This window comes from Falsirhodobacter deserti (genome assembly GCF_004015795.1).
GTDB classification, from domain to species: domain Bacteria; phylum Pseudomonadota; class Alphaproteobacteria; order Rhodobacterales; family Rhodobacteraceae; genus Falsirhodobacter; species Falsirhodobacter deserti.
This window is the reverse complement of record NZ_ML137218.1, coordinates 1,295,443-1,320,698: the sequence shown is the minus strand read 5'-3', so window position 1 is coordinate 1,320,698 and position 25,256 is coordinate 1,295,443. Positions and strand designations below refer to the sequence as shown.

Sequence of the window (25,256 nt, the reverse complement as noted above, 5' to 3'; positions counted from 1 at the left end):
TAACAGGAGGAACCGCCATGCGCGCGCTTTGCTGGAACGGCATCAACGATCTGCGGGTGGAAACAGTCCCCGATCCCGCCATCCTCAATCCCCGCGACGTGATCCTGCGCGTCCGGAAAACGACGACCTGCGGTTCGGACTTGCACTTCATCGGCGGGTACATCCCTTCGGCCCGTGAAGGGGACATCATCGGCCACGAGTTCATGGGAGAAGTGGTCGAGGTTGGCCGCGACGTGAAGAAGGTCCGGAAGGGCGACCGGGTGGTCGTGCCCTCGTTCATCTCGTGCGGGGAATGCTGGTATTGCCAGCACGATCTTTATTCCTTGTGTGATACGACCCACCCCAAGCCAGAGCTTCAGGAGCCCATCATGGGCCATGCCACGGCGGGTATTTATGGCTATACCCATGCCTTTGGCGGCTATGCCGGAAGCCATGCCGAATATATCCGTGTGCCCCATGCCGATGTGGATTGCTTCAAGGTGCCCGACGGGGGGGGACGAGGCGGCGCTGTTCCTGTCGAACGCGGCACCCACTGGGTACATGGGGGCAGATTTCTGCAATATCCGTCCGGGCGACACCGTGGCCGTCTGGGGCTGCGGCGGGGTCGGCCTGATGGCGCAGAAGTCCGCCTTCCTGATGGGGGCGGGCCGCGTCATCGCGATCGACCGTCTGCCCGAACGTCTGGCCATGGCCCGCGATCACGTGGGGGCCGAGGTGCTGGATTATACCAAGGTCGACAGCGTGCCCGAGGCGCTGAAGGAAATGACCTATGGCCGCGGCCCGGATGCCTGCATCGATGCAGTGGGAATGGAGGCACATGGCACCGGCCTTGGCCATGCCTATGATCTCGTGAAGCAGCAGCTGTTCGCCCATACCGACCGCGCGACCGCCCTGCGCGAGGCTGCCGTCGCCTGCCGCAAGGGCGGGGTGTTGTCGGTTCTTGGCGTCTACGGCGTGGTCGACAAGTTTCCGATGGGCGTCATCATGAACAAGGGCCTGACGCTCCGCACGGCCCAGCAGCACGGGCAGGCCTATCTTCCCCGCCTGCTGGAGCATGCCCAAGAAGGCGAGCTTGATCCGACCTTCCTTGCCACCCACCGCATGTCGCTGGAGGACGCGCCCCGCGGGTACGAGATGTTCAAGACGAAGCAGGATGGCTGCCTTCGCGCGGTATTTACGCCTTGACGGATAGGCGGCATTCTGCTGCCGCCTTCCGAATCTGCCTCTGGCATCCGCCCGCACTGAGCGTTAATGAGCGCCAAAGACTGCGGGGTTATATCATGAACAAAATGGCTGACGTTGAAGGCAATGATCGGGTGACCGTCGATCTTGCCGCCGCCTCCCGCGTCAATTTCGCATCCTCGCAGAACGGCGTGTCGGTGCTTCAGCGGCTCGTCGTGCGCAATCACGGCGAGGAGGCGCTGGAGGGCGTGACGGTCACGGTGGAAAGTTCGCCCGCCATCTTCCGGCCCAGGACGTGGATGCTGGACCGCATCGCGCCGGGGGCAGAGGTGGCGCTTCCGGGCTTGGAAACACCGCTTGATCCTGCACTTCTTGGTGGCCTGAACGAAGCTGAACTTGGCAGCCTGACCCTGACCGTCCGGCAGGGGGAGGTGTTGCTGGCACAGGATACCCGCAACATCGAGATGCTGGCCCGCGACGAGTGGGGCGGGCTGACGGAAATGGCCCAGCTTCTGGCGGCCCATGTCTCGCCCAATGATGCGGTGGTGGCAGGGGTTCTGAAGGAGGCCTCGCTGCTGCTGGAGCGGGCAGGGCACAGCGGTGCCATCGACGGTTATCAGTCCAAGCGGCCCGAGCGGGCATGGATGCTGGCCGGCGCGATCTGGTCGGCGCTGACGGGGATGGGGCTGTCCTATGCCGTTCCCCCCGCCTCGTTCGAGAGAGAGGGCCAGAAGCTGCGCGATCCCGCCCGCATCCGGGCCGAGGGGCTTGCGACCTGCCTCGACAGTGCGCTTCTGCTGGCGGCCTGCTTCGAGGCCGCCGGCCTGCATCCCGTGATCCTGTTCAGCGAAGGGCATGCATGGACGGGGGTCTGGCTGGTGTCGGGCGATTTCGGCGCGGTCACGGAGCCTGACGTCATGGCGGTTCGCAAGGCCGCCGATGCGCGCGAATTTGTCATGGCGGAAACCACGCTGCTGACAAGGCGCCCGTCTGTTGGCTTCCATGATGCCGTGGCCGAAGGCCGTGCCCACGTGGACGAGGACCGGGAGCATGACTTCCTGCTGGCCATTGACATCAAGCGTGCCCGCGCCGCCCGTATCCGTCCGCTTGCAAGCCACCGCATAACCGACGAGGCCGCCGCCGAGGTGGAGGTCAGCCCTGCCATCCTGCCGCCACCGCTGGATTTTGGCCGGCTGCCGGGCGAGGTGATCGAGATCCAACCCTCCACCGCTGCGGATCGCATCGCACGCTGGCAGCGCAAGCTGCTGGATTTGTCGCTGCGCAACCGGCTGTTGAATTTCAAGGATACACGGCAGACGCTGCCCTTCATCTGCCCCGACATCTCGATGTTGGAGGATCGGCTGTCGGGCGGCGCCCGGTTCACCATGCTGGCCCTGAAGGACGAAGATCCCGTTGGCCCGCGCGATCTTCTGGCGGCCGAGGCGAAGGCCCTGAACCTCGAGGTTGCCCGCGACGCCTTCGATCGGGGGCAGCTTGCCGTTCCCCTGACCGGGAAGGAAACGAATGCCCGCCTGGTGGAGCTTTACCGCCGCGCCGCAAGCGACATGCAGGAAGGCGGCACCAACACGCTGTTTCTTGCCGCCGGGTTCCTGCGCTGGAAAAAGACCGAAGATGACAGCCGCAGCTATCGCGCACCGCTTCTGCTTATTCCGGTGAAGCTGACCCGCCGGTCGGCCCAGTCCGAATACGTGATGGAGGCCCATGAGGATGACGTGCGCTTCAACGCCACGCTGCTGGAATTCCTGAAGCGCGACTTCGACCTGCAGATCCCCGAACTGGAAGCGGAGCTTCCGCGCGATGAAAGCGGGCTGGATCTGCCGCGCATTTTCGACGCCCTCCGCCGCCGCGTGCGTGACGTGGCTGGGTTCGAGGTGGTGGAGGAGTTGGCGCTTTCCACCTTCTCCTTCGCCAAGTTCCTGATGTGGAAGGATCTGGTGGACCGGACCGACAGCCTGCGTGAAAGCCGGCTGGTGCGGCATCTGGTGGACAATCCTGAAAATCCCTTTCTGCCCGAAGGCGCGCCCGGTCTGCCCATCCCGCAGGATGTGGACCGCCGCATCGCCCCGACCGACCTGTTCGCGCCGCTGCCTGCCGACAGCTCGCAGCTTGCCGCCGTTCTGGCCGCGCAAGAGGGGCATGACTTCGTCCTGATCGGTCCGCCCGGCACGGGGAAAAGCCAGACCATCGCCAATATCATCGCCCAGTGCCTTGCCTTCGGGAAGACGGTGCTGTTCGTGGCAGAAAAATCGGCGGCGCTGGATGTGGTGCATCGCCGCCTTTCGGCCCATGGCCTTGGCGATGCCACGCTGGAGCTTCATTCCAGCAAGGCCGACCGCAAGTCGGTTCTGGAACAACTTGGGCGCAGCTGGGACCGCAGCGTTCAGGCCTCGGACGAAGAATGGGTGCAGGTGGCCGATGACCTGCGCCTGCATCGTGACCGGCTGAACGCCTATGTGGAAGCCCTGCACCGCAAGGGTTCGCAAGGCTTCAGCGTGTTTCAGGCAATCGGTCGGGTCGCCTCTGCGCCGGATCTGGGCTTCACGCTGGCCTTCGGCAATCGCGATGCGCATGATGCCGAAAGCTATCGCCGCTTGCGCGGGTTGGCCGAAACGGCGGGGCGCACGTGGCAGATCGCGGGCACATCCGGCTTTGCATTGATCGCGACTGACGAATGGTCGTTCAGCTGGGAGGCGGAGCTTCTGGACCGCACTGCCACCCTGCGCGACGCGGGCCGGGCGCTTCTGGAGGCGATGACTGCCTTGCGCGCCGAACTGGGCCTGCGCCCAGATCCGGAAGGTTCGGTTACAGGACGTGAAGGGCTGGCGCAGCTTTCGGGCCTGACGGACGGGCCGGACCTTTCATGGGCGCTGGACCGCGACATCCATACCCTGCGCGCGCTGGAGACGGATCTTGCCAGCCTTCTGCGCCAGCATCAGTCGGCAAGGGACGGGCTGGCTGCCGATTACGCGCTGGACGGCCTTCCCTCCATGCCGTTGGAGAAGATGGATACCGACTGGCGCGTCGCGCAGACCAGGATATGGCCGCTTTCCGCTTTTGCGAAATCGGGCGTGACGAAGCTGCTGCAAACCTATGCGAAGGGCGCGGCAGATCCGGAGCGAGATTTGCCGGCGCTGATCCGACTGCGCGATCTGCGCAAGCGCATCGACGCGCTGGGCCTTGCGGGCTGCCCCGCCTTTGCAGGTGCGGATACGGATATGGCGGCGTTTTCGGCGTGGCTTGATGCCGCGGGAAGGCTGCACAAGGGCCTGCGCATGCTGGACGCGCATGTGACGGATCCGGCCCGCTGGGATCGTGCGCGCATCGCCCTTGCGCGGCGGGATCAGGGCGCATTGCAGACCGCACTCGTCGCCTTTGGGGCTGCATTGCCGCGCTGGCAGGATGCCGCACGGGCCTTTGAAGCCGCCTCGGGCAGCAGGACGGACCTGCCACTGACGGAACTGGCCTCTGGGCTGGACGAGATTGAGGCGCGCCGCGCCGCCCTTTCCGACTGGACCCGCTGGTGCGCGGCGCGGCACGAGGCCGAGGCGGCAGGCCTTGGCCCGCTTGTGGCCGCGCTGCCGTCTCTGCCCTGTTCGGCCGAAGATGCCTTCGACATCGCCTATGCCCGCTGGTGGCTGCCTCTGGCGATGGATGCCTCGGATACGCTGCGCCAGTTCGCCCACTGGGCACATGAGGATGCGATCGAAAGGTTCCGTGCCCTCGACAACCGCGCAACGCAGCTGGCGGCCACGCAGGTGATGCGCCGGATCCAGCACGGCCTGCCCGCCAAGGATGCCGTGCCGAAGAAGTCGGAACTGGGGACGCTGCGCCACCAGATGGGCCTGAAGCGGCCCAGCATGCCGATCCGGACGCTGGTCGCCGAAATGCCCACCAGCTTCACGCGCCTTGCCCCTTGCGTGCTGATGTCGCCCCTTTCGGTGGCGCAGTATCTGCCGGCGGGGCAGGCGGCCTTTGACGTGGTGATCTTCGATGAGGCTTCGCAGATCACGACGTGGGATGCCATCGGCGCCATCGCCCGCGGCAGGCAGGCCATCGTGGTGGGTGATCCCAAACAGCTTCCGCCCACCAATTTCTTCGGCCGCAGCGACGACGACGAGGAGGACCTGCCCGAAATCGACCGCGACCTCCCCTCCATCCTTGATGAGGTTTCGGCTGCGGGCATCCCGATGCGGCAGCTGGACTGGCATTACCGCAGTCGCGATGAATCGCTTATCGCGTTTTCCAACTGGCATTACTATGGCGGGCGGCTGGTCACCTTCCCGTCGCCGGACACGCAATCGAAGGCGGTGCAACTGCATCATGTCGGCGGTGTTTATGGCCGCGGGCAGGGGCGCACCAACGAGGCGGAAGCGCGCGCCATTACCGCCATGATCGTGACGCGGCTGACCGAATGGCTGGGCCTGCCCGAAGCTGACCGCCTGACCCTTGGCGTCATCACCTTCAACGCAGAACAGCAAAAGCTGATCCTCGATCTGCTGGACGAGGAACGCCGCCAGAACCCCGACCTTGAATGGTTCTTCGATGACGAAAGGGAAGAGCCGGTCATCGTCAAGAACCTTGAAAACATCCAAGGGGATGAACGGGACGTGATGCTGTTTTCCGTCACGTTTGGACCTGATCAGGCGGGCAAGCTTTCGATGGCCTTCGGCGCGCTGAACCTTGATGGGGGCGAAAAGCGGCTGAACGTTGCCGTCACCCGCGCAAGGCGGGAGTTGCACGTTTTCGCCTCGGTCCATGCGGACGAGATCGACCTGACCCGCACCCGCGCCCAAGGCGTGCGCGACCTGAAGGCGTTTCTTGATTTTGCGGGGCGGGGGGCGGTTGCGCTGCCCGCACAGGACCATGGCTCGCTTGGTCCGGTGGAAAATGCGTTCGAGGCGGCGATAAAATCGGCAATCGAGGCGCATGGATGGGAGCTTCGCCCCCAGATCGGCGTATCGGGCTTTCGCATCGATCTGGGCGTGGTCCATCCCGATCGCGCGGGTACCTATCTTGCGGGCATCGAATGCGACGGGGCAACTTACCACTCCTCGGCCACGGCACGCGATCGCGACAAGGTCCGCCAGACGGTGCTGGAGGGGCTGGGCTGGTCCATCCTGCGCATCTGGTCAACCGAGTGGTTCCGCAGTCCCTCCACGGTTGCAAGCCGCATCAACGCCGACCTTCTTGCGCTGTTACAGGCTGATCGCGCAAAACGGGCCGCCGCTGCGGAATGACTGGTTTCCCCGGCAGCATTGCCGGGGCGCACGGGATCAGGCGGTGTCAGCTCGCTCATGATCGTCGTGCCTCCTTCTTTTCGGCTTACTGCGATGCAGCTGTCTGGTAGCGGTCGGGTCCAGGGACAGTCCCTTTCTGCGCCCGTGATTGGCAAGATCAGGCGGTTCAGGGCCCGCAATCGTGGGTTGAAATATACGCGCCGGCAGATGCTGTTCCTGCACCAGAACCCTTGATTGGTTGAGCATTGGCAGCATTTCACCTATAGTAACTGCTTAAGACATCACATCTTAGCGAGGCGCGTCTATGCGCCAGCGTCCGGCCGTTTGGCTTCGGGCGTCAGATGATCAAGACTGCAAAAGGAAAGACACTTGGCAGAGAACACCCAAGTTCCCGACGATCAGGAGCCGTCCGAGGCGGTTCCGGCACCCGAGGGTGCCACCGAAATCATCGATACCGATTATGAGATCGGGCAGGACAACACCAACTATCGGCGGCGCTTCGTCTTCGAGATGGACATCCACAACGTGGTGTTCAGCGTCGCGGCGCTTGGCATCGTGGGCTTCACGGTCCTGACGCTGATCTTCCAGACGACCGTGGGGCCGCTGTTCACCGGTCTGCGGGATTTCCTGACCAGCAACATGGCCTGGTTCTTCATCATGGCGGCCAACATCTTCGTGCTGGTTTGCCTGGTGCTGATCGTGCTGCCGCTGGGGCGGATCAGGCTGGGCGGGCCGGATGCGACGCCCGATTACAGCTATGCGTCGTGGCTGGCGATGTTGTTTGCGGCAGGCATGGGCATCGGTCTGATGTTCTATGGTGTTGCGGAACCGATGGGGAACTTCACGGCAGCTTTCGACGGCCCCGTGTTCGGCCCTGATGGCGTGCGCACCGACTGGTCGCCGCTGGGGGGTGCCGAAGGGGATGCGGAAGGCGCGCGGCGGCTTGCCATGGCTGCCACGATCTTCCACTGGGCAATTCACCCGTGGGCAATCTATGCCATCGTGGCGCTGTCGCTGGCGCTTTTCGCCTTCAACAAGGGCCTGCCGCTGACCCTGCGTTCCGTATTTTATCCGATCTTCGGAGAGCGTGTGTGGGGGTGGCCGGGCCACATCATCGACATTGTGGCGGTTCTGGCCACTATCTTCGGCTTGTCCACGTCGCTTGGGATCGGCGCGCAGCAGGCCGCTGCGGGTCTGGACTTCCTATTCGGTATTCCGGCCACCATCGGCTCGATGGTCATGCTGATCATCGTGATTTCCGGCTTTGCCATCGCATCCATCATCAACGGGATGGAAAAGGGCATCAAGCGCCTTTCCGAGATCAACATGGTGCTGGCGGTCCTGTTGCTGCTGTTCGTCATCCTTGTGGGGCCGACGCTTCAGATCCTTTTCGGCTTCTTCAAGAACCTGCTGGCGTATGTCGAATATCTGCCTGCCTTGGCCAACCCGATCGGCCGAGAGGACGACAACTATCGCCAGGGCTGGACGGCCTTCTATTGGGCATGGTGGATCAGCTGGTCGCCGTTCGTCGGCATGTTCATTGCGCGCGTCAGCCGCGGGCGCACCGTGCGCGAGTTCCTGATCGCGGTTCTTCTGGTTCCGTCGCTCTTCTCCACGCTGTGGATGACGGCACTGGGCGGGACAGCCATTTCGCAGGTGGTGTCACAGGGCATCACCTCGGTGCAGGATGCGGGCGTGGAACTGCAACTGTTTGAGATGCTGGCCCATCTGCCGCTGACGGCGATCACCTCTCTTATCGGGATCGTGCTGGTCGCGGTGTTCTTCGTGACCTCGTCCGACTCCGGCTCGTTGGTGATCGACACGATCAGCGCCGGCGGCAAGATCAACGCGCCCGTTCCGCAGCGGGTGTTCTGGGGAACCGTGCAGGGCTTGGTCGCGATTGCGCTGCTTCTGGGCGGTGGCCTGACGGCGCTGCAGGCGATGGCGGTATCCACCGGCCTTCCATTCGCGGTCGTTCTGCTTGCTGCGTGCGTGGCGCTGATCAAGGGCCTGATGGCCGAGCCGCGTTGATCAAACGAAAAGAGCGGGCAGTGCCCGCTCTTTTCATCACCGGCATCGAGGTTGCCAGAGCCCTCAGCCGGTGGCCATGAAGCGGCAAATCCGGCTTGTGTCCGGCGCTTTGGCGAGCTTGTCCGCCGTGATGTTGGCGGCGATATCGTCACTCTCCATCATGATCACCCGGTCGCTGACAAGACTGGCAAACCACATTTCGAGGCCAGCACGCGGGCGATTACGACATGCTGTTTCTGCTCGTCCGAAAGCTGGTGCGGGAACTTGCGGCATGGGCGGCCATGCCCACGCAGGCAAAGGGGGTCATCGCCACCTGCTCTGCGGCCTCCTTGCTCACGCCGTGGTAACAGGGACCGAACACGACGTGTCCAGTGCGGTCATCCGCGGGAACAGGTTGAAGGACTGGAACACCGTGCAAGCCTTGGCGTACTCAACGAAGATCGCTTTTGTCGCTCAGGGATGTTCCATATGCGGCGCTTAGCGCAGAAATGAAGAGATGAGTCGTTGCATCCCATTGCCAATATTCGCTTCAAGGTTGGCGAGATACTTCGGGGGACGTAGAACTCTTATCACGGCCCAGTGACATCAGAAATATATGGCGGAGAGAGAGGGATTCGAACCCTCGAGACGGTTCCCCGCCTACACACTTTCCAGGCGTGCGCCTTCGACCACTCGGCCACCTCTCCGTTGAGCGGTGAATAGACCGATATGGCATATATGTTCAAGTGGGTTCTTCACAAAAACCATAAAGCGGAGTGTCACAATCCAAGGTTGAATATAACTCATCTAACCGCTTGCATTTGTCGCGGCTTGGGGCATGCTGCTCGTATAAGGCGACTGTGATGAGGGAGTGTCATGCCGACCGGGACTGTTAAATGGTTCAACACCACGAAAGGCTTCGGCTTCATTGCACCGGATGACGGTGGCAAAGACGTTTTCGTTCACATCTCTGCGGTGGAACGGGCCGGGCTTCGCGAGCTGAACGACAATCAGAAGATTGGCTACGAACTCCAGTCCGGTCGCGATGGGCGTTCCTCGGCGGGTGACCTGCGCCTTCTTTAAGGCAGCAGGGCGGCCTGCACGTCATTTCCCCAACCAAGGTGAAGACCTGAATCGCTCCGGATCACGGGGCGTTTCATTATTGTCGGGTGCTTCAGGATCAGATCGCGGGGCGACAACGCCCGTTCATCATCGCCAAGGCCGCGCCACGTTGTCGAAGAACGGTTGACGGCACGATCCCCAAACGCCGCCACGATCTCGGTCACCTCGTCTTTCGACAAGGGCAGGGCGCGGATATCGCGCCATTGTGGATCATGACCCGCCAGCGCCTTCCTTGCCTTGCGGCATGTGTCGCAGGTAGGGATGCCGTAAATGATCATTGCGTGCCCTTTTTCATTCGAATTAGGTCGGAAATATCTCAAAATCCGTACAAGCGGTAAAGGATCCATTCACCGACGGACCCATGCTGCCTGTGAACACTGCAGGTCATCGACATCTGGGCTCGCGCCGGCATGGTCATCCCGGTAGAGGCGAGCCTCGCCATTTTGCTGCAGGATGGGCCGGCAAGGTGCACATCGCGGTGAACCTTTCGCCCGTACAGTTGAACAACCCCGATTTTGTGCCGCACCTGCAGGCGATATTGGTCGAAACCGGTCTTGATCCTTGGCGGCTGGAGCTGGAGATCACGGAAAGCACTATCATCGCCGGGAAGGAGCGGGCGCTGTCCATGCTTGGCCAGATCAAGGAGCTTGGGGTGACGATCGCCATAAACGGTTTCGGAACGGGCTACTCCTCGCTTGAAACGTTGCGCGCGTTCCCCTTCGACAACATCAAGCTGGATCGAAGCTTCATCCGCGACGTGGGGACGAGCCGGCACTCCATGGCCATCATCCGCGCGATCCTCGCGCTTGGGCGCAGCCGCGAAGTGCCGGTGCTGGCGAGGGTGTGGAAACGCCCGCGCAGTTGTCGCTGCTGCAGCATGAAGGATGTGATGAAGCGCAGGCTATTTCTTGGGCCGCCCCGGTGCCCTGACCCTGCCCGAACCGGCTGAAACGAGCAGGGTGGCCTGATCAGGCGGGCTGAACCACGCGGCGCGGCTCGGCGTGCAGGCGCGTGCCGGTCTGCGCGTCGAACAGGTGCAGCCGGTCGGCAGGAAGGGTCAGCTGCATCACATCCGTCAGTGGGACAGCGGGGGAAAGGGTGACCGTCAGTGCCTGATCGCCGACCATCCCATGAACGAGCCTTTGCGCGCCCAGTTCTTCGATATACTCGACCTGCATGCTCATGCCGGCCTGACCGGGGGGCGCAACCTGCATATCCTCGGCCCTCAGGCCCAGCGTTACAGGACCGTTTACTGCCGATCCGACGGCAACGGTCAGCCCGCCGAAGGAGAGCGTTCCGTTATCAATCCGCGCATCGACAAGGTTCATTGCCGGAGAGCCGATGAAGCTTGCCACGAACGTAGAGGCGGGGCGGTGATAGATTTCCAGCGGCTTTCCGATCTGTTCGATCCGGCCGCCATTCAGCACGACAAGCCGGTCCGCCAGCGTCATCGCTTCAAGCTGGTCATGCGTAACGTAAAGCGATGTCGTGCCCAGCCGTTTCTGAAGCTTGCGGATCTCGCCCCGCATCGTGACGCGCAGCTTGGCGTCAAGGTTGGAAAGCGGTTCATCGAACAGGAAGGCCGCGGGCTTGCGCACGATGGCGCGGCCCATGGCGACGCGCTGGCGCTGGCCACCTGAAAGGGCGCGCGGCTTGCGATCAAGATACTGACTGATTTCCAGCATCCGTGCGGCTTCGGCCACCCGCGCCTCGATCTCGGCTTTCGCAGTGCCCCGGTTCTTCAGACCATAGGCGAGGTTTTCGCGAACCGTCATATGGGGGTAAAGCGCATAGTTCTGGAACACCATCGCGATGTCACGATCGGCCGGGTCCAGATCGTTGACGCGCCGCTCACCGATGCGAACCTCGCCCCCGCTGATGGTTTCCAGTCCCGCAACCATGCGCAGCAGGGTGGATTTGCCGCAGCCGGAAGGGCCCACCAGCACGATGAACTCGCCATCCTGAATGTCGAGGGTAACCCCGTGGACGGCCGTGTTGCCGCCCGCATAGGTCTTTACCACGTTGTCGATCGTGATCTTGGCCATGACGGCTCCTTACTTGTCGCTTTCGGTCAGGCCCTTGATGAACCAGCGCTGGAAGATCACCACCACCGCAACGGGGGGGATGATGGCCAGCACCGCCATCGCGAAGGCCTGGTTGTAATCGGGGATCTGCGAGCCGACCCACACCTGAAGGATCGATTTAATCCCGCGCATCAGGGTGAAGAAGGACTCATCCGTCGTCATCAGCATTGGCCAAAGATACTGGTTCCAGCCATAAACGAACATGATGATGAAGATGGCCGCGATCATTGTCTTGGACAGGGGCACGATCACGTCGATGAAGAACTTGATCGGTCCTGCACCGTCGATGCGGGCGGCTTCAAGCAGTTCGTCCGGGATCGATTTGAAGAACTGCCGGAAATAGAAGGTGCCAGTGGCCGAGGCCAGAAGCGGCACGATCAGGCCGGTATAGGTGTTCAGCAGATGCAGATCCGACATCACGCCGTAAGACGGCATGATCCGCACTTCCAGCGGCAGAAGAAGCGTGGTGAAGATCACCCAGAACATGAAGGTGGCCGCACGAAAGCGGAAATACACCAGCGCATAGGCCGCCATCATCGACAGCACGATCTTGCCCACCGCAAAGCCGATGCCAAGGATGAACGAATTCATCAGCATCCGCATGCCCGTAATCTCGCCGGTGAAGCCGCCACGCTGCGTCAGCACGGTGCCATAGGTTTCCGCAAGATGGCTGCCCGGCAGGATTTGCAGGCCCTGACGGTGGATTTCTGCCGCCGTGTGCGTGGAGGTCATGAAGGCCACCACCACCGGCATCACCAGAAACAGCGCGCCGATGATCAGGATGACATGGTCGAGGGGTTTCGTCCGATGCATGGGATCAACCGTAATGGATGCGCTTCTCAAGGAAGCGGAACTGCACGATGGTCAGCGCGAACACGACCAGCATAAGGATCACCGACTGGGCCGAGGATCCGCCGATGTCATTGCCGCGAAACCCGTCGTCATAGACCTTGTAGACCAGCGTGATCGGGTTGTTGGCCGGCTTGTCCTTCACCATCACGTCGATCACGCCGAAGGTGTCGAACAGCGCATAGGTGATGTTGATGATCAGCAAAAAGAACGCTGTCGGCGCCAGCAGGGGCATCACGACGGTGCGGAACCGCGTCCAGCCGTTCTTGCAGTCGATGAAGGCGGCCTCTCGCACGGATACGGGCACGGCCTGAAGGCCAGACAGGAAGAAGATGAAGTTGTACGGGATCTGCTTCCACACCGACACGAAGATCATGGCGAAGGCGGTGTCGAAATAGTTCAGCCCGACGCGCATGTCCCAGCCGAACCAGGCCGCCAGCTTCACGAAGGGGCCGATATGCATGTCAAAGAACATCATGCCGATCAGCCCCGCAACCGGCGGCGCGATCGCGTACACGGAGATCAGAAGCGTCTTGTAGGTTGCTGCCCCGCGGATCACTGCATCCGCCTTCACGGCCAGCAGCAAGCCAAGCGACAGCGACAGGAAGGTCACCAGAACGGTGAAGATTGCGGTGAAGCGCGCCACCCGCTGATAAGAGTTGCTGGTCAGCGCGTCGGCATAGTTCGCCATGCCAACGAAGGTCGATCCGAAGCCGAACGGGTCCTCCAGATAGAAGGACGACTGCACCGCCTGAATGGACGGCCAGTAAAAGAACACGGCGATGACCGCCAGTTGCGGGGCAAGAAACAGCCATGGCAGCAGGCGGCTGTCGAATTGGACCCGCTTTGCGGGATCGGCAGCCTTGCCGCGCAGGCGCGCCGCCATCCGCGCCATCATGCGGGGCGCCGCCGCCGGGGGGGAGGTCAGTTCGGCCAAGCGCACTCTCCTTCATCAACGTGGAAGGGCCCCCGCGAAGGGGGCCCGAACAGGATCAGGGCCGGATCAGCCTGCGGTGCGCGCGAAACGTGCCAACAGGGCGTCGCCCTCTTCCTTGATCGTTTCGAACGCTTCGGTGACCGTGGTTTCGTCAGCGAAGATGCGGTTGAACTCACGCTCCATGATCGAGCGGATCTGCGGATAGAAGCCAAGGCGGTACCCGCGCGACCATTCGCCGCCTTCCAGCATCAGCTGCTGGATGCCGACTTCAGCGACCGGCTGTTCTTCGTAATGTCCTTCGGATTTGGCCAGATCGTATGCGGCCTCGGTCACCGGAACATAGCCGGTGGTCTCGTGCCAGAACTTCTGCACCTCGGGCGAGGTCAGGAACTGGAAGAACGAAGCCGTGCAGGCATTTTCCGCGTCCGGCTTGCCGGCCATCGCGAACAGCGCCGCGCCGCCGATAAAGGTGTTGGTGCCCGCACCCTCCACATCGCCCCAATAGGGCAGGAACGTTGCCGAGAAGGGCATGGAAGCGGTCTGCTGAAGGCCGCCGAACGAACCCGACGATCCGATCCACAGCGCCACCTTGTCCTGTTCGAACGGGCCTTGGTTATCGGACCAGCCGGCACCGTAATAGGCGTAATAGCCTTCGTCGTGCCACTCCTTCAGCTTTTCGAACATGCGGATCAGGTGTTCATCCGTCATGTTGATGGTCGTGCCTTCGACCGAGTCATAGCCGTTGTTGTTCGACGCGAACTGGATGTTGTGACGCGAGAAGAAGTTCTCGACCATCATCCATGTCAGCTGGCTGGCCGTCATCGGGATATAGCCGGCTTCTTTCAGCGCGGGGGCGATCTTCTCGAAGTCTTCCCACGTCTTGGGCGCCTCGACCCCGGCCTCTTCCAGCGCATCCGTGTTGATGTACATGATCGGCGCGGAGGAGTTGAACGGCATGCCGACGAACTTGCCTTCGGCATCGGCATAGAAATACCGCACGCCCTGGATGAAGGCTTCGCGGTCGAAGTCGTATCCGGCGTTCTTGATCAGATCCTCGGCCGGCACCACGGCACCGGGGGCATTCATGATCGTGGCCGCACCGGCATCGAACACCTGCAGGATGTTGGGCTGTTCGCCCGAACGGAAGGCGGCGATACCGGCCGACAGGGCTTCTTCATAGGTGCCGCGCGAGACGGGCGTCAGGTTGCACTGATCCTGCGAGTCGTTGAACTGCTGCGAGATCTGGTTGATGGCTTCCTGGTTGCTGCCACCCATGCCGTGCCACCAGGTGATGTCGGTGGCGGTTTGTGCGGAAGCGGCAAGGGTGGAAGCGCCGAGAGCGAGAATCGCGATGGTCGAGGTGATCTTCATGTCCGTCCTCTTGACTTGGATGCGCTGCGACTAGCGCGCCAATATCAACGGATCGGTGACGGATAGGTGACAGTTGCGCGACATCCCCGGCCGCTCATCACTTCTTTATCAAAATCGTATATCTCGACGTGTCTGCCCCCCTGGCCAAAGATCGCGCGTTTCACTTCAGCCCATTGATACTGCAGGGGACAGAGCAGACATATGAAGGACATAGCGGGGATAACCACCATGAGCCTGGCCGATTTTCTGATCCTTCTTCTTGTCGCCCTTTTGGTGATCTGGGCGTTTCTGCGCTATACCCCCTCGGATTCGCAGGATTGGCACGTCGATCCGATGACAGTGCGCAAGCCGTCGCGGCCGAACCACCTTCTGCTGCGCGATGATGGCCCCTTACTTCCGCTGCCCCCGCATCAGGTGGCCGCGCGGCTGGAGGCGGTGGCCCGGCATACGCCCCGCACAAAGATGTTCGCGGGCGAGGGGTTCCACCGCACATGGATCACCCGGTCTGCGGTGCTTGGCCTGCCCACATTCACCTCTGTCCGGCTGATCCCCGACGGGCAGGGAACTCGGGTGACCGTTCATGCCCGCGCCCGTTATCTTCCGCGGCTGCCGCAGGCGGAACGTTCGCGCGTCGAAAGCTGGCTGGAAGAGTTGCGCAACATCACGCAACCCACGGGGGCGGACGGCGTTCCTCCAGCACCGCCACACGCTTCCTGAGGGCGGCAAGCTCCGCCTCGCGCAGCTCGGCCTCGGCTGCCAGATCCTCGGTGGTGGGGACGGGCGGTTCTTCTTCCTTCGGCCCGATCAGTGGCGCGAAAAGGCGGCCCAGCAGGCGGCCCAGATCATCCATGATCAGGAAGAACGACGGCACCACCACAAGGCTCAGCACTGTGGAAACGATGATCCCGCCGATCACGGCGATGGCCATGGGCGCGCGGAACGATCCGCCAGCCCCGACGCCCAGTGCCGAAGGCAGCATCCCCGCAGACATCGCGATGGACGTCATGACGATGGGCCGCGCCCGTTTATGCCCCGCTTCCATCACGGCGGAAATCCGGTCCATGCCGCGGGCTTTCATCTCGATCGCGAAATCGATCAGCAGGATCGCGTTCTTGGTCACGATACCCATCAGCATCAGGATGCCGATCAGCACCGGCATCGAAAGCGGCTCTCCGGCAAGGATGAGCGCGCCCGCCACGCCCCCGATGGCAAGCGGAAGCGACAGGATGATCGTGAATGGCTGCACGACAGAACGGAACAGCAGGATCAGCACCGAAAGCACCAGCAACAGCCCCATCACCATCGCGTTGCCGAAGCTGCGCTGCATTTCGGCCTGGATCTCGGCATCGCCCACTTCGGCGATGCGAACGCCCCGGGGCAGATCCACGGATGCGGCCACGCGCCGGAACGCCTCGGTCGCGGTGCCAAGGGCAACGCCGGGCGGAAGGTTCGCGCCGATGGTCACCCGCCGCTCACGGTCATAGCGGTCGATCATGCTTGGCCCTTCGGCAAGGAACACATCCGCAACCGCCGAAAGGGGAACAAGCGCGCCACTGGCCGTTGCCACCTTCACGGCGGCGATGCGGGCCAGATCGTCCCGCACGGCATCTTCCAGCCGTACGCGGATCGGGATCTGCCGGTCATCCAGCGAAATCTCGGCCAGAGCGGCATCGACATCGCCCAGCGTGGCTACGCGCACGGTGCGGGCGATGGTGTCTGTATCCACGCCAAGCCGCGCGGCTTCGTCCATACGCGGCACCACATGCACCTCGGGTCGGGGCAATGCGCCTTCCGCTGCGATGCCCGACAGCAGCGGTTCTTCCCGCAGGGCCGCCTCCAGCCGCGATGCGGCCTCGGTCAGGGCGGCCTGATCCTGTGAAAGGACCGAAAATTCGATATCCCGCTGCCCGCGATCATTCAGCTTGAAGGCGCGAAGATCGGGAATGGCGGCAAGCCGTTCAAAGATCTCGGCCTCGATGTCCGATTGGGGGCGCAGGCGCCCTTCGGGTTGCGGCAGAACGTAATGGGAAAGGGGGCTGAAGATTTGGTAAAGCCGCCCCTCCAGCCCGTCGGCAGGATCGTCCAGAAACACGGTCACAGAAGCGCGGCGCACATCCATATCCCCCGTGGGGGAAGAGCCGCCAAGCACGAACACCTCGCTGACGCCGTCAACCTCGTGGATGACGTCCTCCATCCGGCGGGTCGCGGCATCTGTCTCCTCCAGCGTTGCGCCCGGGGGCAGTTCCACGCTGACGGGGATGCGGCTCACATCCTCGGGCGGAAGGAAGCTGCCGGGGATGCGAAGCATGAACATCAGCGACACGGCCAGCATTCCCACCGCCACTGCAATGGTGGTGTAGCGCCACCGGGTCGTGGTTCCGATCAGCCGCAGATAGCCGCGCATCACCCGGCCATCCTTTTCTTCATGCGCGGCATCGCGGTCGCGCATCAGATAGGCCGCCATCATCGGGGTGATCAGCCGCGCCACCAGAAGCGAGAACAGTACGGCGATCGCCACCGTCAGGCCAAACTGCCGGAAGTACTGTCCCGGTATCCCCGGCATGAAGGATACCGGTGCAAAGACGGCAACGATGGTCATGGTGGTGGCGATCACGGCCAGCCCGATCTCGTCCGCGGCATCGATGGCGGCGCGATAGGGGGATTTGCCCATGCGCATGTGCCGGGCGATGTTCTCCACCTCCACGATGGCGTCATCCACAAGGATGCCGGTGGCAAGGGTGATGGCCAGCAGGCTGACGAGGTTTAGCGAAAAGCCCAGTAGGTCCATGATCCAGAAGGTCGGGATGGCCGAGAGCGGAAGGGCCAGCGCCGCGATGGCGGTTGCCCGCCAGTTGCGCAGGAAGGCCAGCACCACCAGCACGGCCAGAACCGCGCCTTCGATCAGCGTGTGCAGCGCGGTTTCATAGTTGCCGATGGTATAGCTGACCATGTCATCGACCTTGACGATCCGCGCGTCGGGATGGGCGCGGCGCAGATCCTGCAGCGCCGCTTCCACCGTTTCGGCGACCGACACTTCCGAGGCGCCCTGGGCACGGAACACGGCGAAGGTCACCGCGGGGCGCCCCCCCGCGCGCGAGAACGAGCGGACCTCCTCATAAGTATCCTCGATCCGGCCCAGGTCGGACAGGCGTACCTGCCCCCCGGCGGTGGGGATCATCGTTGCGGCCAGCACATCCAGATCCGGCGCATCGCCCAGCGTGCGGATCACCTGTTCGGTGCCGCCGATCTGCCCCCGTCCGCCGCCCAGATCCACGTTGATCGCGCCGATGCGGCGGCTGACCTCCGCCGCCGTCAGGCCATAGGCGTCCAGTTTCACGGGATCCAGCGTCACGCGAACCTCGCGCTCGGCCCCGCCGAAGCGGTCCACCTGCCCGACGCCGGGGCTGCCCTGAAGGGCGCGGATCACGGTGTCGTCGACGAACCACGAAAGCTCCTCCACCGTCATGGAAGGGTCGGACACGGCGTAGGTCAGGATCGCCTGACCCTCCACGTTCACCCGCGCCACGATGGGCGGTTCCACATCACCCGGCAGATCGGCGCGGATGCGGTCGATCTCGTCCTTGACGTCCTGCACGGCGCGATCGGTGGGCACCCCCATGTCGAACTCGATGATCGTGCGGGACGACCCGTCGCTGATGGTGGAGGTGACATGCTTCACACCGGGAATGCCGGAAACGGCATCCTCCACCTCGCGCGTGATCTGGCTTTCCAATTCAGCAGGCGCGCCGCTTTCCTGCACCACCGTCACCGCCACCAGCGGCACGTCGATATTGGGGAAGCGCGTCACCGGCAGGCCGAAGAAGCTTTGCATCCCCAGCACGATCAGCATCACGAAGGCGAGGATCGGCGCGACAGGATTGCGGATGGACCAGGCCGAGAAGTTCATTCAGCTCTCCGCCGGAACGGGGTTGATGCGGTCACCCTCGCGCACGAAGGCGCCGGCCTTGGCCACCACCTGCACGCCTTCGGAAAGGCCGTTCGCAATCTCTACCATGCCGCCCTCGCGGATGCCGGTGGTGACGGGGGTGCGGTGAACGGTGCCGTCCGTCACGGTCATCACGAAGCTGCCTTCGGCGTCGCGGCCCACGGCGGTGGCGGGCAGGGCCATCGTTTCGCGCTGCGCGGCCGCAATCTCCGCCTGCGCGAACAGGCCGGCCCGCAGGCGCGAGCTGTCATCCACCGCGATGCGAACGCGGCCAAGGCGCGTCGTCTCGTCCACCTGCGGTTCCACCAGCCGCACCCGGCCTTGCAGCGTGCTGCCATCGGGCAGGGTCAGCGTGGCCGGCTGGCCTTGCGCAAGGCGCAGCAAGTCAGTTTCGGAAACGTCGGCGCGCAGTTCAAGCTGCCCATCGCGGATCAGCACGAACATCGGCTCTGCCGAAGGGCTGGCAATCTGGCCGATGGCGGCATTGCGGGTGATGACGCGGCCCGCAACGGGCGTTGTCACGTCGGTCCGGCGAAGTTGCAGATCCAGATCGGCAAGCTGCGCATCGACAACGCGTATATCCGCCTTGGCCGCAGCGACCTGCTGGGCGGCGGCGGTCACCCGCGCCTCGGCCGTGGCAGCGCCCGCCCGTGCCTGATCGACCGCCGCCTGCGAGGTTGCGTTACGGGCTTGAAGCTGGCTGGTGCGCTCGGCATTCGCGCGGGCCTCCACGGCGCTGGCATCGGCTTCGACGCGTCCCGCTTCGGCCTGTGCGGCGGCGGCTTCGGCCTGCGCGCGCTGGGCCTGCAGCCGTGCACGTTGCAGTTCAAGGGTTGCGGTGGAAAGGCGGGCCAGAACCTGACCGGCGGCGACGTAATCGCCCACGTCGGCCTCCAGCGCTTCCACCGGCTGGCCGTCGATCAGGGGCTGCACCTCCACCCGCTGCACCGGCTGGACAAGGCCGGAAACGATGACGCGGTCTGTCAGCACCTCGCGCCGTGCTTCGGTCACGGTCAGGGCAGGCAGAGACGCCTCCTGCGCGTGCAGGGGCGCTGCGCCAAGAAAAAGGCAAAGAATGGCGAAGCGGAACATGGATGTGCCCCCGGCAACAGGTTGCCCTAGATGTGAGCGGCACAGCCCGTTGTTCAAGACGCTGCCGGGGGGGCATTGCGAACAACGCCCCCCGGCCCGGTCAGGATGCGTCCCGGAAACGCGTGGTCGAAAGCGCCGCTTCCATCAGGCGGCGGGTATATTCCTCGCGCGGGGCGTCGAAGACCTGATCCGTCGCACCTTGTTCCACGATCTCGCCGGATTTCATCACGATGATGTGGTCGGCCAGTGCCCGCACGACCGAAAGATCGTGGCTGATGAAGAAATACGACAGCTTGTATTTCTGTTGCAGGTCCCGCAGCAGCGTCACGATCTGCTTTTGCACGGACCGGTCAAGCGCCGAGGTCGGCTCGTCCAGCACGATCACGCGCGGGCGCAGGATCATGGTGCGGGCGATGGCGATGCGCTGGCGTTGCCCGCCCGAGAATTCGTGCGGATAGCGGTTGCGCATGGAGGCGTCGAGGCCGACCTCCTCCAACGCCTCGCCCGCGCGCTTGTTGCGTTCGGCGCGTGACATGGACGGTTCGTGGATCAGCAGACCTTCGGTGATGATCTGCCCCACCGTCATGCGCGGCGAAAGCGATCCGAAGGGATCCTGGAACACCAGTTGCAGATCGTGGCGGAAGGGGCGCATTTCGTCGATGCCGCGCGGCAGTTCGTTGCCCAGCCAGGCCACGCGGCCGTGGCTTTCGGTCAGGCGCAGCAGGGCGCGGCCCAGCGTGGACTTGCCTGATCCGGATTCGCCCACCACGCCGATTGTCTGCCCTTCGCGCAGATTTATCGAAATGCCCTTCACGGCGTGCAGGTAATCGGGCTTCCTGAACAGCCCGCCGCCCAGCGGGAACGTCACGCGCACATCATCGCCGCGCAGCAGTTCGGGCGCGTTGTCGGCAGGGGGCAGCTTCGTCCCCTCCGGTTCGGCATCCAGCAGCATGCGGGTGTAGGGGTGCTTGGGCGCGGTGAACACCTGTTCGGCCGTGCCATCCTCCACCACTTCGCCGCGGCGCATGACGGCAACGTGGTCGGCAAAGCGGCGGACGATGCCCAGATCGTGTGTGATGAACACGATTGCCATGCCAAGGCGCTTCTGCAGATCCGCCAGCAGTTCGAGGATCTGCGCCTGAATGGTCACGTCCAACGCGGTGGTCGGTTCATCCGCGATAAGGATGTCGGGATCGTTGGCCAGTGCCATGGCGATCATCACGCGCTGGCGCTGCCCGCCCGACATCTCGTGTGGATAGCTGTCGATGCGCCGCTCCGGCTCGGGGATGCCGACCAGGCGCAGCAGTTCCAGGATGCGCGGACGCGCCTGCTTCCTGGACATGCCGGCATGATGACGCAGCGGTTCGGCCAGCTGGTCGCCGATCCGGTAGAGGGGGTCGAGCGAGGTCATCGGCTCCTGGAAGATCATCGTGATCTTCTTGCCGCGGATCTTGTTCAGCTCCCTCTCCGACAGGTTCAGAACCTCGCGGTCGCGATACCGGACGGACCCCGTGGCCGCGCCGTTGGCGGCCAGCAGCCCCATCAGCGCCATCGTCGTCTGGCTTTTGCCCGAGCCGCTTTCGCCCACGATGGCCAGCGTATCACCCGATTTCAGGTCCCAGTTGACACCTTTCACGGCATCGACTGGACCATCGTTGGTTTGGAACGTTACGCGCAGGTCGCGCACGGACAGGATCGTGTTGTCGGTCATGTCAACGCTCCTTCGGGTCAAGGCTGTCGCGCAGGCCGTCGCCAAGGAAGTTCAGCGCGAACAGGATCACGGTCAGCACGGCGGCCGGTCCGATCAGCTGCCACGATGCGCCGCGCATGTTCTGCGCCCCTTCCGAGATCAGCAGGCCAAGCGATGTCATCGGGTCCTGAACACCAAGCCCTAGGAAAGACAGAAGGCTTTCGGCAAGGATCGCCTTGGGAACCAGCAGCGTGACGAACACGATCACGGGGCCAAGGGCGTTCGGGATGATGTGGCGGCGCAGGATGCCCGACCGCGTTGCGCCCAGCGCTTCGGCCGCCTGCACGAATTCCCGGCGCTTCAGTGAAAGGGTCTGACCGCGCACGATGCGGGCCATGTCCAGCCATTCCGTTGCCCCGATGGCGATGAAGATGATCAGCAGGCTTCGCCCGAAGAACACCAGCAGCAGGATCACGAAGAAGATGAAGGGCAACGAATAAAGGATATCCACGATCCGCATCATCACGTTGTCGATGCGCCCGCCCAGATACCCCGAGATGGCGCCATAGGCCACGCCCAGAACCAGTGCCATGGTCGATGCCAAAATCCCGATCGCCAGCGAGATGCGAACCCCGATCAGGATGCGGGACAGCATGTCACGACCAAGGTTGTCCGTGCCGAGGAAGAAGTAGTTACGCTCCACCTCCAGCGTCAGGGTTCCGGTCAGCCCGTTATCCGCAAGCACCAACTCGGGGTTGAAGAACTGGTCCGAGCGCTGGAAATACCTGACAAGCCGTTCATCGATCGGCTGGTCCGAGGCGACGGAAACGGTGACGGTATCGCCGGAGACGTCTGTTTGCGTCGTTTCCACACGCGCGCGGCGGATCAGGCTTTCGACCGCGGGTTCGATTTCCTCTGCGCGGGGGTAGGCTTCGAGGCTTGGCGGCACGCGGACATATTGCTGATAGATCGCGCCGTAAGGGTGGGGCGAGATCATGGGCCCGAAGGCACCTGCCAGTCCCAGCACCACAAGGATCACAAGGCTGGCCAGTGCGGCACGGTTCTTTTTCAGGCGGATCCACGCATCCTGCCAGAGAGAGCGGCTGGGCATCGCCGCAGTCATGGGGATATCAGTCATAGCGCACCCTCGGGTCAAGCCAGGCATAGGCGAGGTCCACCAGCAGGTTGAAGATCACCACGAATACGGCAATCACCACCACTGTGCCCATCACCAGCGTATAGTCACGGCCAAGCGCGCCCTGGACAAAATACCGGCCAACGCCCGGCAGGCCGAACACGGTTTCCACCACCACGGACCCCGTCAGCAGCGCCGCGGCAGTCGGGCCAAGATAGGAAACGGTGGGCAGCATCGCCGCACGCAGCGCGTGAACCCCCACGACAACGCGCGAAGGCAGCCCATAGGCGCGGGCGGTGCGGACATGGTTGGCACGCAGCGCCTCCACCGTGGCGCCGCGCACAAGGCGCGCGATCACGGCCACCTGCGGCAAGGCAAGCGTGATGACCGGCAGCACCCAATAGGCGGGATTTGCGTTGCTCCACCCCCCGGCGGGCAGAACACCAAGGATGACGCCGAAGAACAGGCTCAGCAACGGGGCGATGACGAAATTCGGGGTGGTGATGCCCAGCGTTGCAATGGCGACGATCAGGTTGTCCAGCCATGAATTCTGCCGAAGCGCCGCGATGGCGCCAAGGATGATCCCAAGAACGGTAGCCGCCGAAAGGGCAAGCCCGCCCAGCAGGATCGACACCGGCAGACCCTGTGCGAAAAGCTCGTTGACCGAGAAGTCGCGGCGGGTAAAGCTGGGGCCAAGATCGCCTTGCAGCAGGTTGCCCAGGTACATCAGGTATTGCTGCCACAAGGGCGCATCCAGATTGTAGGCCTTCTGCAGGTTGGCAAGGATGAGGGGGTCCAGTGGGCGTTCCAGATCGAACGGGCCACCCGGCGCAATGCGGATCGCGAAGAAGGTCAGCGTAACGATGATGAAGATCGTCGGCACGGCACTGGCCATTCGTCGCAAGGTGTATCCAAGCATCGAATACCTATAAGTTGAAGGGCGGGCCTTTCGACCCGCCCGTGTGGATCAGTTCAGGGACAGCCAGCGTGTGGCGTGGGCATCCATCAGGTTGTCCTCGTAACCCTGAACGTCGGCGGAGACCAGCGCACGCGAGGAATAGGCAAGGATCGGGATGATCGCCTGTTCGTCCAGCAGCGTTTGTTCGGCATCTGCCAGAATCTTCGCCCGTTCCTGCAGATCCTGCGTGATGGCGGCCTTGTCCAGATCCGCGTCGTACTGTTCGTTGCTCCAGCGCGAATAGTTGAAGGGCACGCCGGATTCGTAAAGCATCAGGAAGTTCTGCGGATCGTTGTAGTCGCCGATCCAGCCGGCCCGCGCCATGTCGAAGGGCCCACCCTCGCGCAGATAGTTGAAATAGGTCGTGCCCTCGACCTCGTTCAGGCGCGCATTGATGCCGATGTTGGACAGCATGTCGGCGATGGCGGCCATCGTGTTCTTGTGGTTTTCCCCGGTGTTGTAGCGCAGTTCCACCGTAAGGCTGCCGGGTTCGACGCCGGCTTCTTCCAGCAGGGCAAGGGCGTCATCCTCGCGGTCGAACAGGTCCTTGTCGGCGTAATCCACCGTGACCGCATCGCCGTCATAGTTGGCGATGCCGGGGGGGACCAGCTTGAAGGAGGGAAGCATCGTGCCGGCCCAGACGGACTCGGCGATGAAGTCGCGGTCGATGACCATGGAGATGGCGCGGCGCACGCGTGCGTCCTTCAGCGGGCTGCCCTCGGCGCCTTTCACGGGCAGGTAATAGGTGCCCAGATACGGCGCGATCCGCAGTTCGTCGGCAAGGTTCTGCTGCACGTAATCCATCTGCTCGGCCGGAACGTCGGAGCAGATCTGCACCTCGCCGGCTTCGAAGCGGCGCATGCAGGCCGACCGGTCTTCGAACGGGATCCAGTTCACACGGTCGATCGCGACTTCATCCGCGTTGTAGTAATGCGGGTTCTTCACCATCACGAGCTGGGAGTTCGGCGTGAACGATTCCAGCTTGTAGGCGCCGTTCGTCACGAAATTCTCGGGGCGAGTGAACTGGTCGCCGAATTCCTCGACCGATTTCTGGTGCACTGGCAACGCGGCCTGGTGGGTCAGAAGCTCGATGAAATAGGGGGTGGGGGCCTTGAGCGTGATCTCCAGCGTCTTGTCGTCGATGGCGCGCACGCCCAGCTGGTCGACCGGCATCTCGCCACCGGCGATCGCCTCGGCGTTCTTGATCGCGAACAGGTTGGAGGCATAGCCCGCAGCGGTCATCGGATCGACGATCCGGTGATAGGCGAACGAGAAGTCATGCGCGGTGACCGGATCGCCGTTGGACCATTTGGCATCGCGCAGATGGAAGGTGTAAACGGTGCCGTCTTCCGACAGGTCCCACGATTCCGCAACGCCGGGAACGGCCTCGCCCTCGGCGCTTTGGATGACCAGGCCGTCGAAAAGATCCTTCAGAATGCGGCCTTCCGACACGGTTTGGGTGTGGTGGGGGTCGAGCGTCGCGGGATCGGTGTCGTTGCCGCGATTGATGACGACTTCGGCCGAGGCTGCGCCCGCGCCAAGCACCAGCGCAAGCGCCGATGCTGCCAGCAGATCACGTGCTGCCATGTGAAGTTACTCCCTGTGCGTTATTGCTTGATGAT

18 protein-coding genes, 1 tRNA gene and 1 pseudogene are annotated in these 25,256 nt (G+C 63.3%); 7 read left to right on the top strand and 13 right to left on the bottom strand.

Annotated features, from left to right (window positions below):
* Positions 1-17: 17 nt before the first annotated feature.
* From JX25_RS15080 to JX25_RS06590, 4 genes and pseudogenes are all read left to right on the top strand, one after another.
* Positions 18-428, top strand: a pseudogene (locus JX25_RS15080) (alcohol dehydrogenase catalytic domain-containing protein); the annotation flags it as partial.
* Positions 429-432: 4 nt separating this feature from the next.
* The gene (locus JX25_RS15075) at positions 433-1,185 is read left to right on the top strand and encodes a zinc-binding dehydrogenase (RefSeq protein WP_241557867.1); all 753 of its coding nucleotides are present in this window, start codon (positions 433-435) and stop codon (positions 1,183-1,185) included.
* Between the two features lie 95 nt (positions 1,186-1,280).
* Positions 1,281-6,440: a DUF4011 domain-containing protein gene (locus JX25_RS06595; RefSeq protein ID WP_128254259.1), complete on the top strand. Its 5,160-nt coding sequence runs from the start codon at positions 1,281-1,283 to the stop codon at positions 6,438-6,440.
* 369 nt (positions 6,441-6,809) lie between these two features.
* Positions 6,810-8,471 carry a BCCT family transporter gene (locus JX25_RS06590; RefSeq protein WP_128254258.1) on the top strand — a complete coding sequence of 554 codons (1,662 nt, stop codon included), beginning with the start codon at positions 6,810-6,812 and terminating at the stop codon, positions 8,469-8,471.
* A 63-nt stretch (positions 8,472-8,534) separates the two neighbouring features.
* On the opposite strand, the gene JX25_RS06585 is transcribed toward JX25_RS06590, so the two are convergent.
* On the bottom strand, positions 8,535-8,744 hold the full coding sequence (locus tag JX25_RS06585; RefSeq protein WP_128254257.1) for a hypothetical protein: 210 nt from the start codon (positions 8,742-8,744) through the stop codon (positions 8,535-8,537).
* Between the two features lie 323 nt (positions 8,745-9,067).
* Positions 9,068-9,157, bottom strand: a tRNA-Ser gene (locus tag JX25_RS06580).
* 169 nt (positions 9,158-9,326) lie between these two features.
* Here JX25_RS06580 and JX25_RS06575 point away from each other — a divergent pair.
* The gene (locus JX25_RS06575; RefSeq protein ID WP_128254256.1) at positions 9,327-9,533 is read left to right on the top strand and encodes a cold-shock protein; all 207 of its coding nucleotides are present in this window, start codon (positions 9,327-9,329) and stop codon (positions 9,531-9,533) included.
* Here JX25_RS06575 and JX25_RS06570 read toward each other — a convergent pair.
* Positions 9,530-9,850 (bottom strand): arsenate reductase family protein, encoded by a 321-nt coding sequence (locus JX25_RS06570; RefSeq protein WP_128254255.1) that lies wholly within the window; start codon positions 9,848-9,850, stop codon positions 9,530-9,532. The genes JX25_RS06575 and JX25_RS06570 overlap by 4 nt on opposite strands.
* A 188-nt stretch (positions 9,851-10,038) precedes the next feature.
* Between JX25_RS06570 and JX25_RS06565 the strand changes: the two genes are divergently transcribed.
* Positions 10,039-10,521, top strand: a complete 483-nt coding sequence (locus tag JX25_RS06565) for an EAL domain-containing protein (protein ID WP_206611524.1) — start codon at positions 10,039-10,041, stop codon at positions 10,519-10,521.
* A gap of 19 nt (positions 10,522-10,540) precedes the next feature.
* Here JX25_RS06565 and JX25_RS06560 read toward each other — a convergent pair whose 3' ends face one another.
* The 4 genes from JX25_RS06560 to JX25_RS06545 all read right to left on the bottom strand — a co-directional run bounded on the left by JX25_RS06560 (position 10,541) and on the right by JX25_RS06545 (position 14,813).
* A complete protein-coding gene (locus JX25_RS06560) occupies positions 10,541-11,617 on the bottom strand; it encodes a sn-glycerol-3-phosphate import ATP-binding protein UgpC (protein WP_128254254.1) in 1,077 nt (358 codons plus the stop codon).
* A 9-nt stretch (positions 11,618-11,626) separates the two neighbouring features.
* Positions 11,627-12,469, bottom strand: coding sequence for a sn-glycerol-3-phosphate ABC transporter permease UgpE (gene ugpE, locus JX25_RS06555; protein WP_128254253.1), 843 nt, complete (start codon positions 12,467-12,469; stop codon positions 11,627-11,629).
* 4 nt (positions 12,470-12,473) lie between these two features.
* Positions 12,474-13,400 (bottom strand): ABC transporter permease subunit, encoded by a 927-nt coding sequence (locus JX25_RS06550; RefSeq protein WP_421780793.1) that lies wholly within the window; start codon positions 13,398-13,400, stop codon positions 12,474-12,476.
* Positions 13,401-13,508: 108 nt separating this feature from the next.
* A complete protein-coding gene (locus JX25_RS06545) occupies positions 13,509-14,813 on the bottom strand; it encodes an extracellular solute-binding protein (protein ID WP_128254252.1) in 1,305 nt (434 codons plus the stop codon).
* A gap of 228 nt (positions 14,814-15,041) precedes the next feature.
* Here JX25_RS06545 and JX25_RS06540 point away from each other — a divergent pair, with 228 nt between their 5' ends.
* The gene (locus JX25_RS06540) at positions 15,042-15,530 is read left to right on the top strand and encodes a DUF1499 domain-containing protein (RefSeq protein WP_128254251.1); all 489 of its coding nucleotides are present in this window, start codon (positions 15,042-15,044) and stop codon (positions 15,528-15,530) included.
* Here JX25_RS06540 and JX25_RS06535 read toward each other — a convergent pair.
* The 6 genes from JX25_RS06535 to JX25_RS06510 form a co-directional block, all read right to left on the bottom strand.
* A complete protein-coding gene (locus JX25_RS06535; RefSeq protein WP_128254250.1) occupies positions 15,475-18,720 on the bottom strand; it encodes an efflux RND transporter permease subunit in 3,246 nt (1,081 codons plus the stop codon). The two genes, JX25_RS06540 and JX25_RS06535, sit on opposite strands and share 56 nt — an antisense overlap.
* The gene (locus JX25_RS06530; protein WP_128254249.1) at positions 18,721-19,851 is read right to left on the bottom strand and encodes an efflux RND transporter periplasmic adaptor subunit; all 1,131 of its coding nucleotides are present in this window, start codon (positions 19,849-19,851) and stop codon (positions 18,721-18,723) included.
* A gap of 100 nt (positions 19,852-19,951) precedes the next feature.
* Positions 19,952-21,562, bottom strand: a complete 1,611-nt coding sequence (locus tag JX25_RS06525; RefSeq protein WP_128254248.1) for an ABC transporter ATP-binding protein — start codon at positions 21,560-21,562, stop codon at positions 19,952-19,954.
* A gap of 1 nt (position 21,563) precedes the next feature.
* The gene (locus JX25_RS06520) at positions 21,564-22,679 is read right to left on the bottom strand and encodes an ABC transporter permease (protein WP_128254247.1); all 1,116 of its coding nucleotides are present in this window, start codon (positions 22,677-22,679) and stop codon (positions 21,564-21,566) included.
* Positions 22,672-23,595, bottom strand: coding sequence for an ABC transporter permease (locus JX25_RS06515; protein ID WP_128254246.1), 924 nt, complete (start codon positions 23,593-23,595; stop codon positions 22,672-22,674). Before JX25_RS06515 ends, JX25_RS06520 begins: the two co-directional genes overlap by 8 nt.
* Positions 23,596-23,643: 48 nt before the next feature.
* Positions 23,644-25,221: a peptide ABC transporter substrate-binding protein gene (locus JX25_RS06510; RefSeq protein WP_128254245.1), complete on the bottom strand. Its 1,578-nt coding sequence runs from the start codon at positions 25,219-25,221 to the stop codon at positions 23,644-23,646.
* Positions 25,222-25,256: the final 35 nt, after the last annotated feature.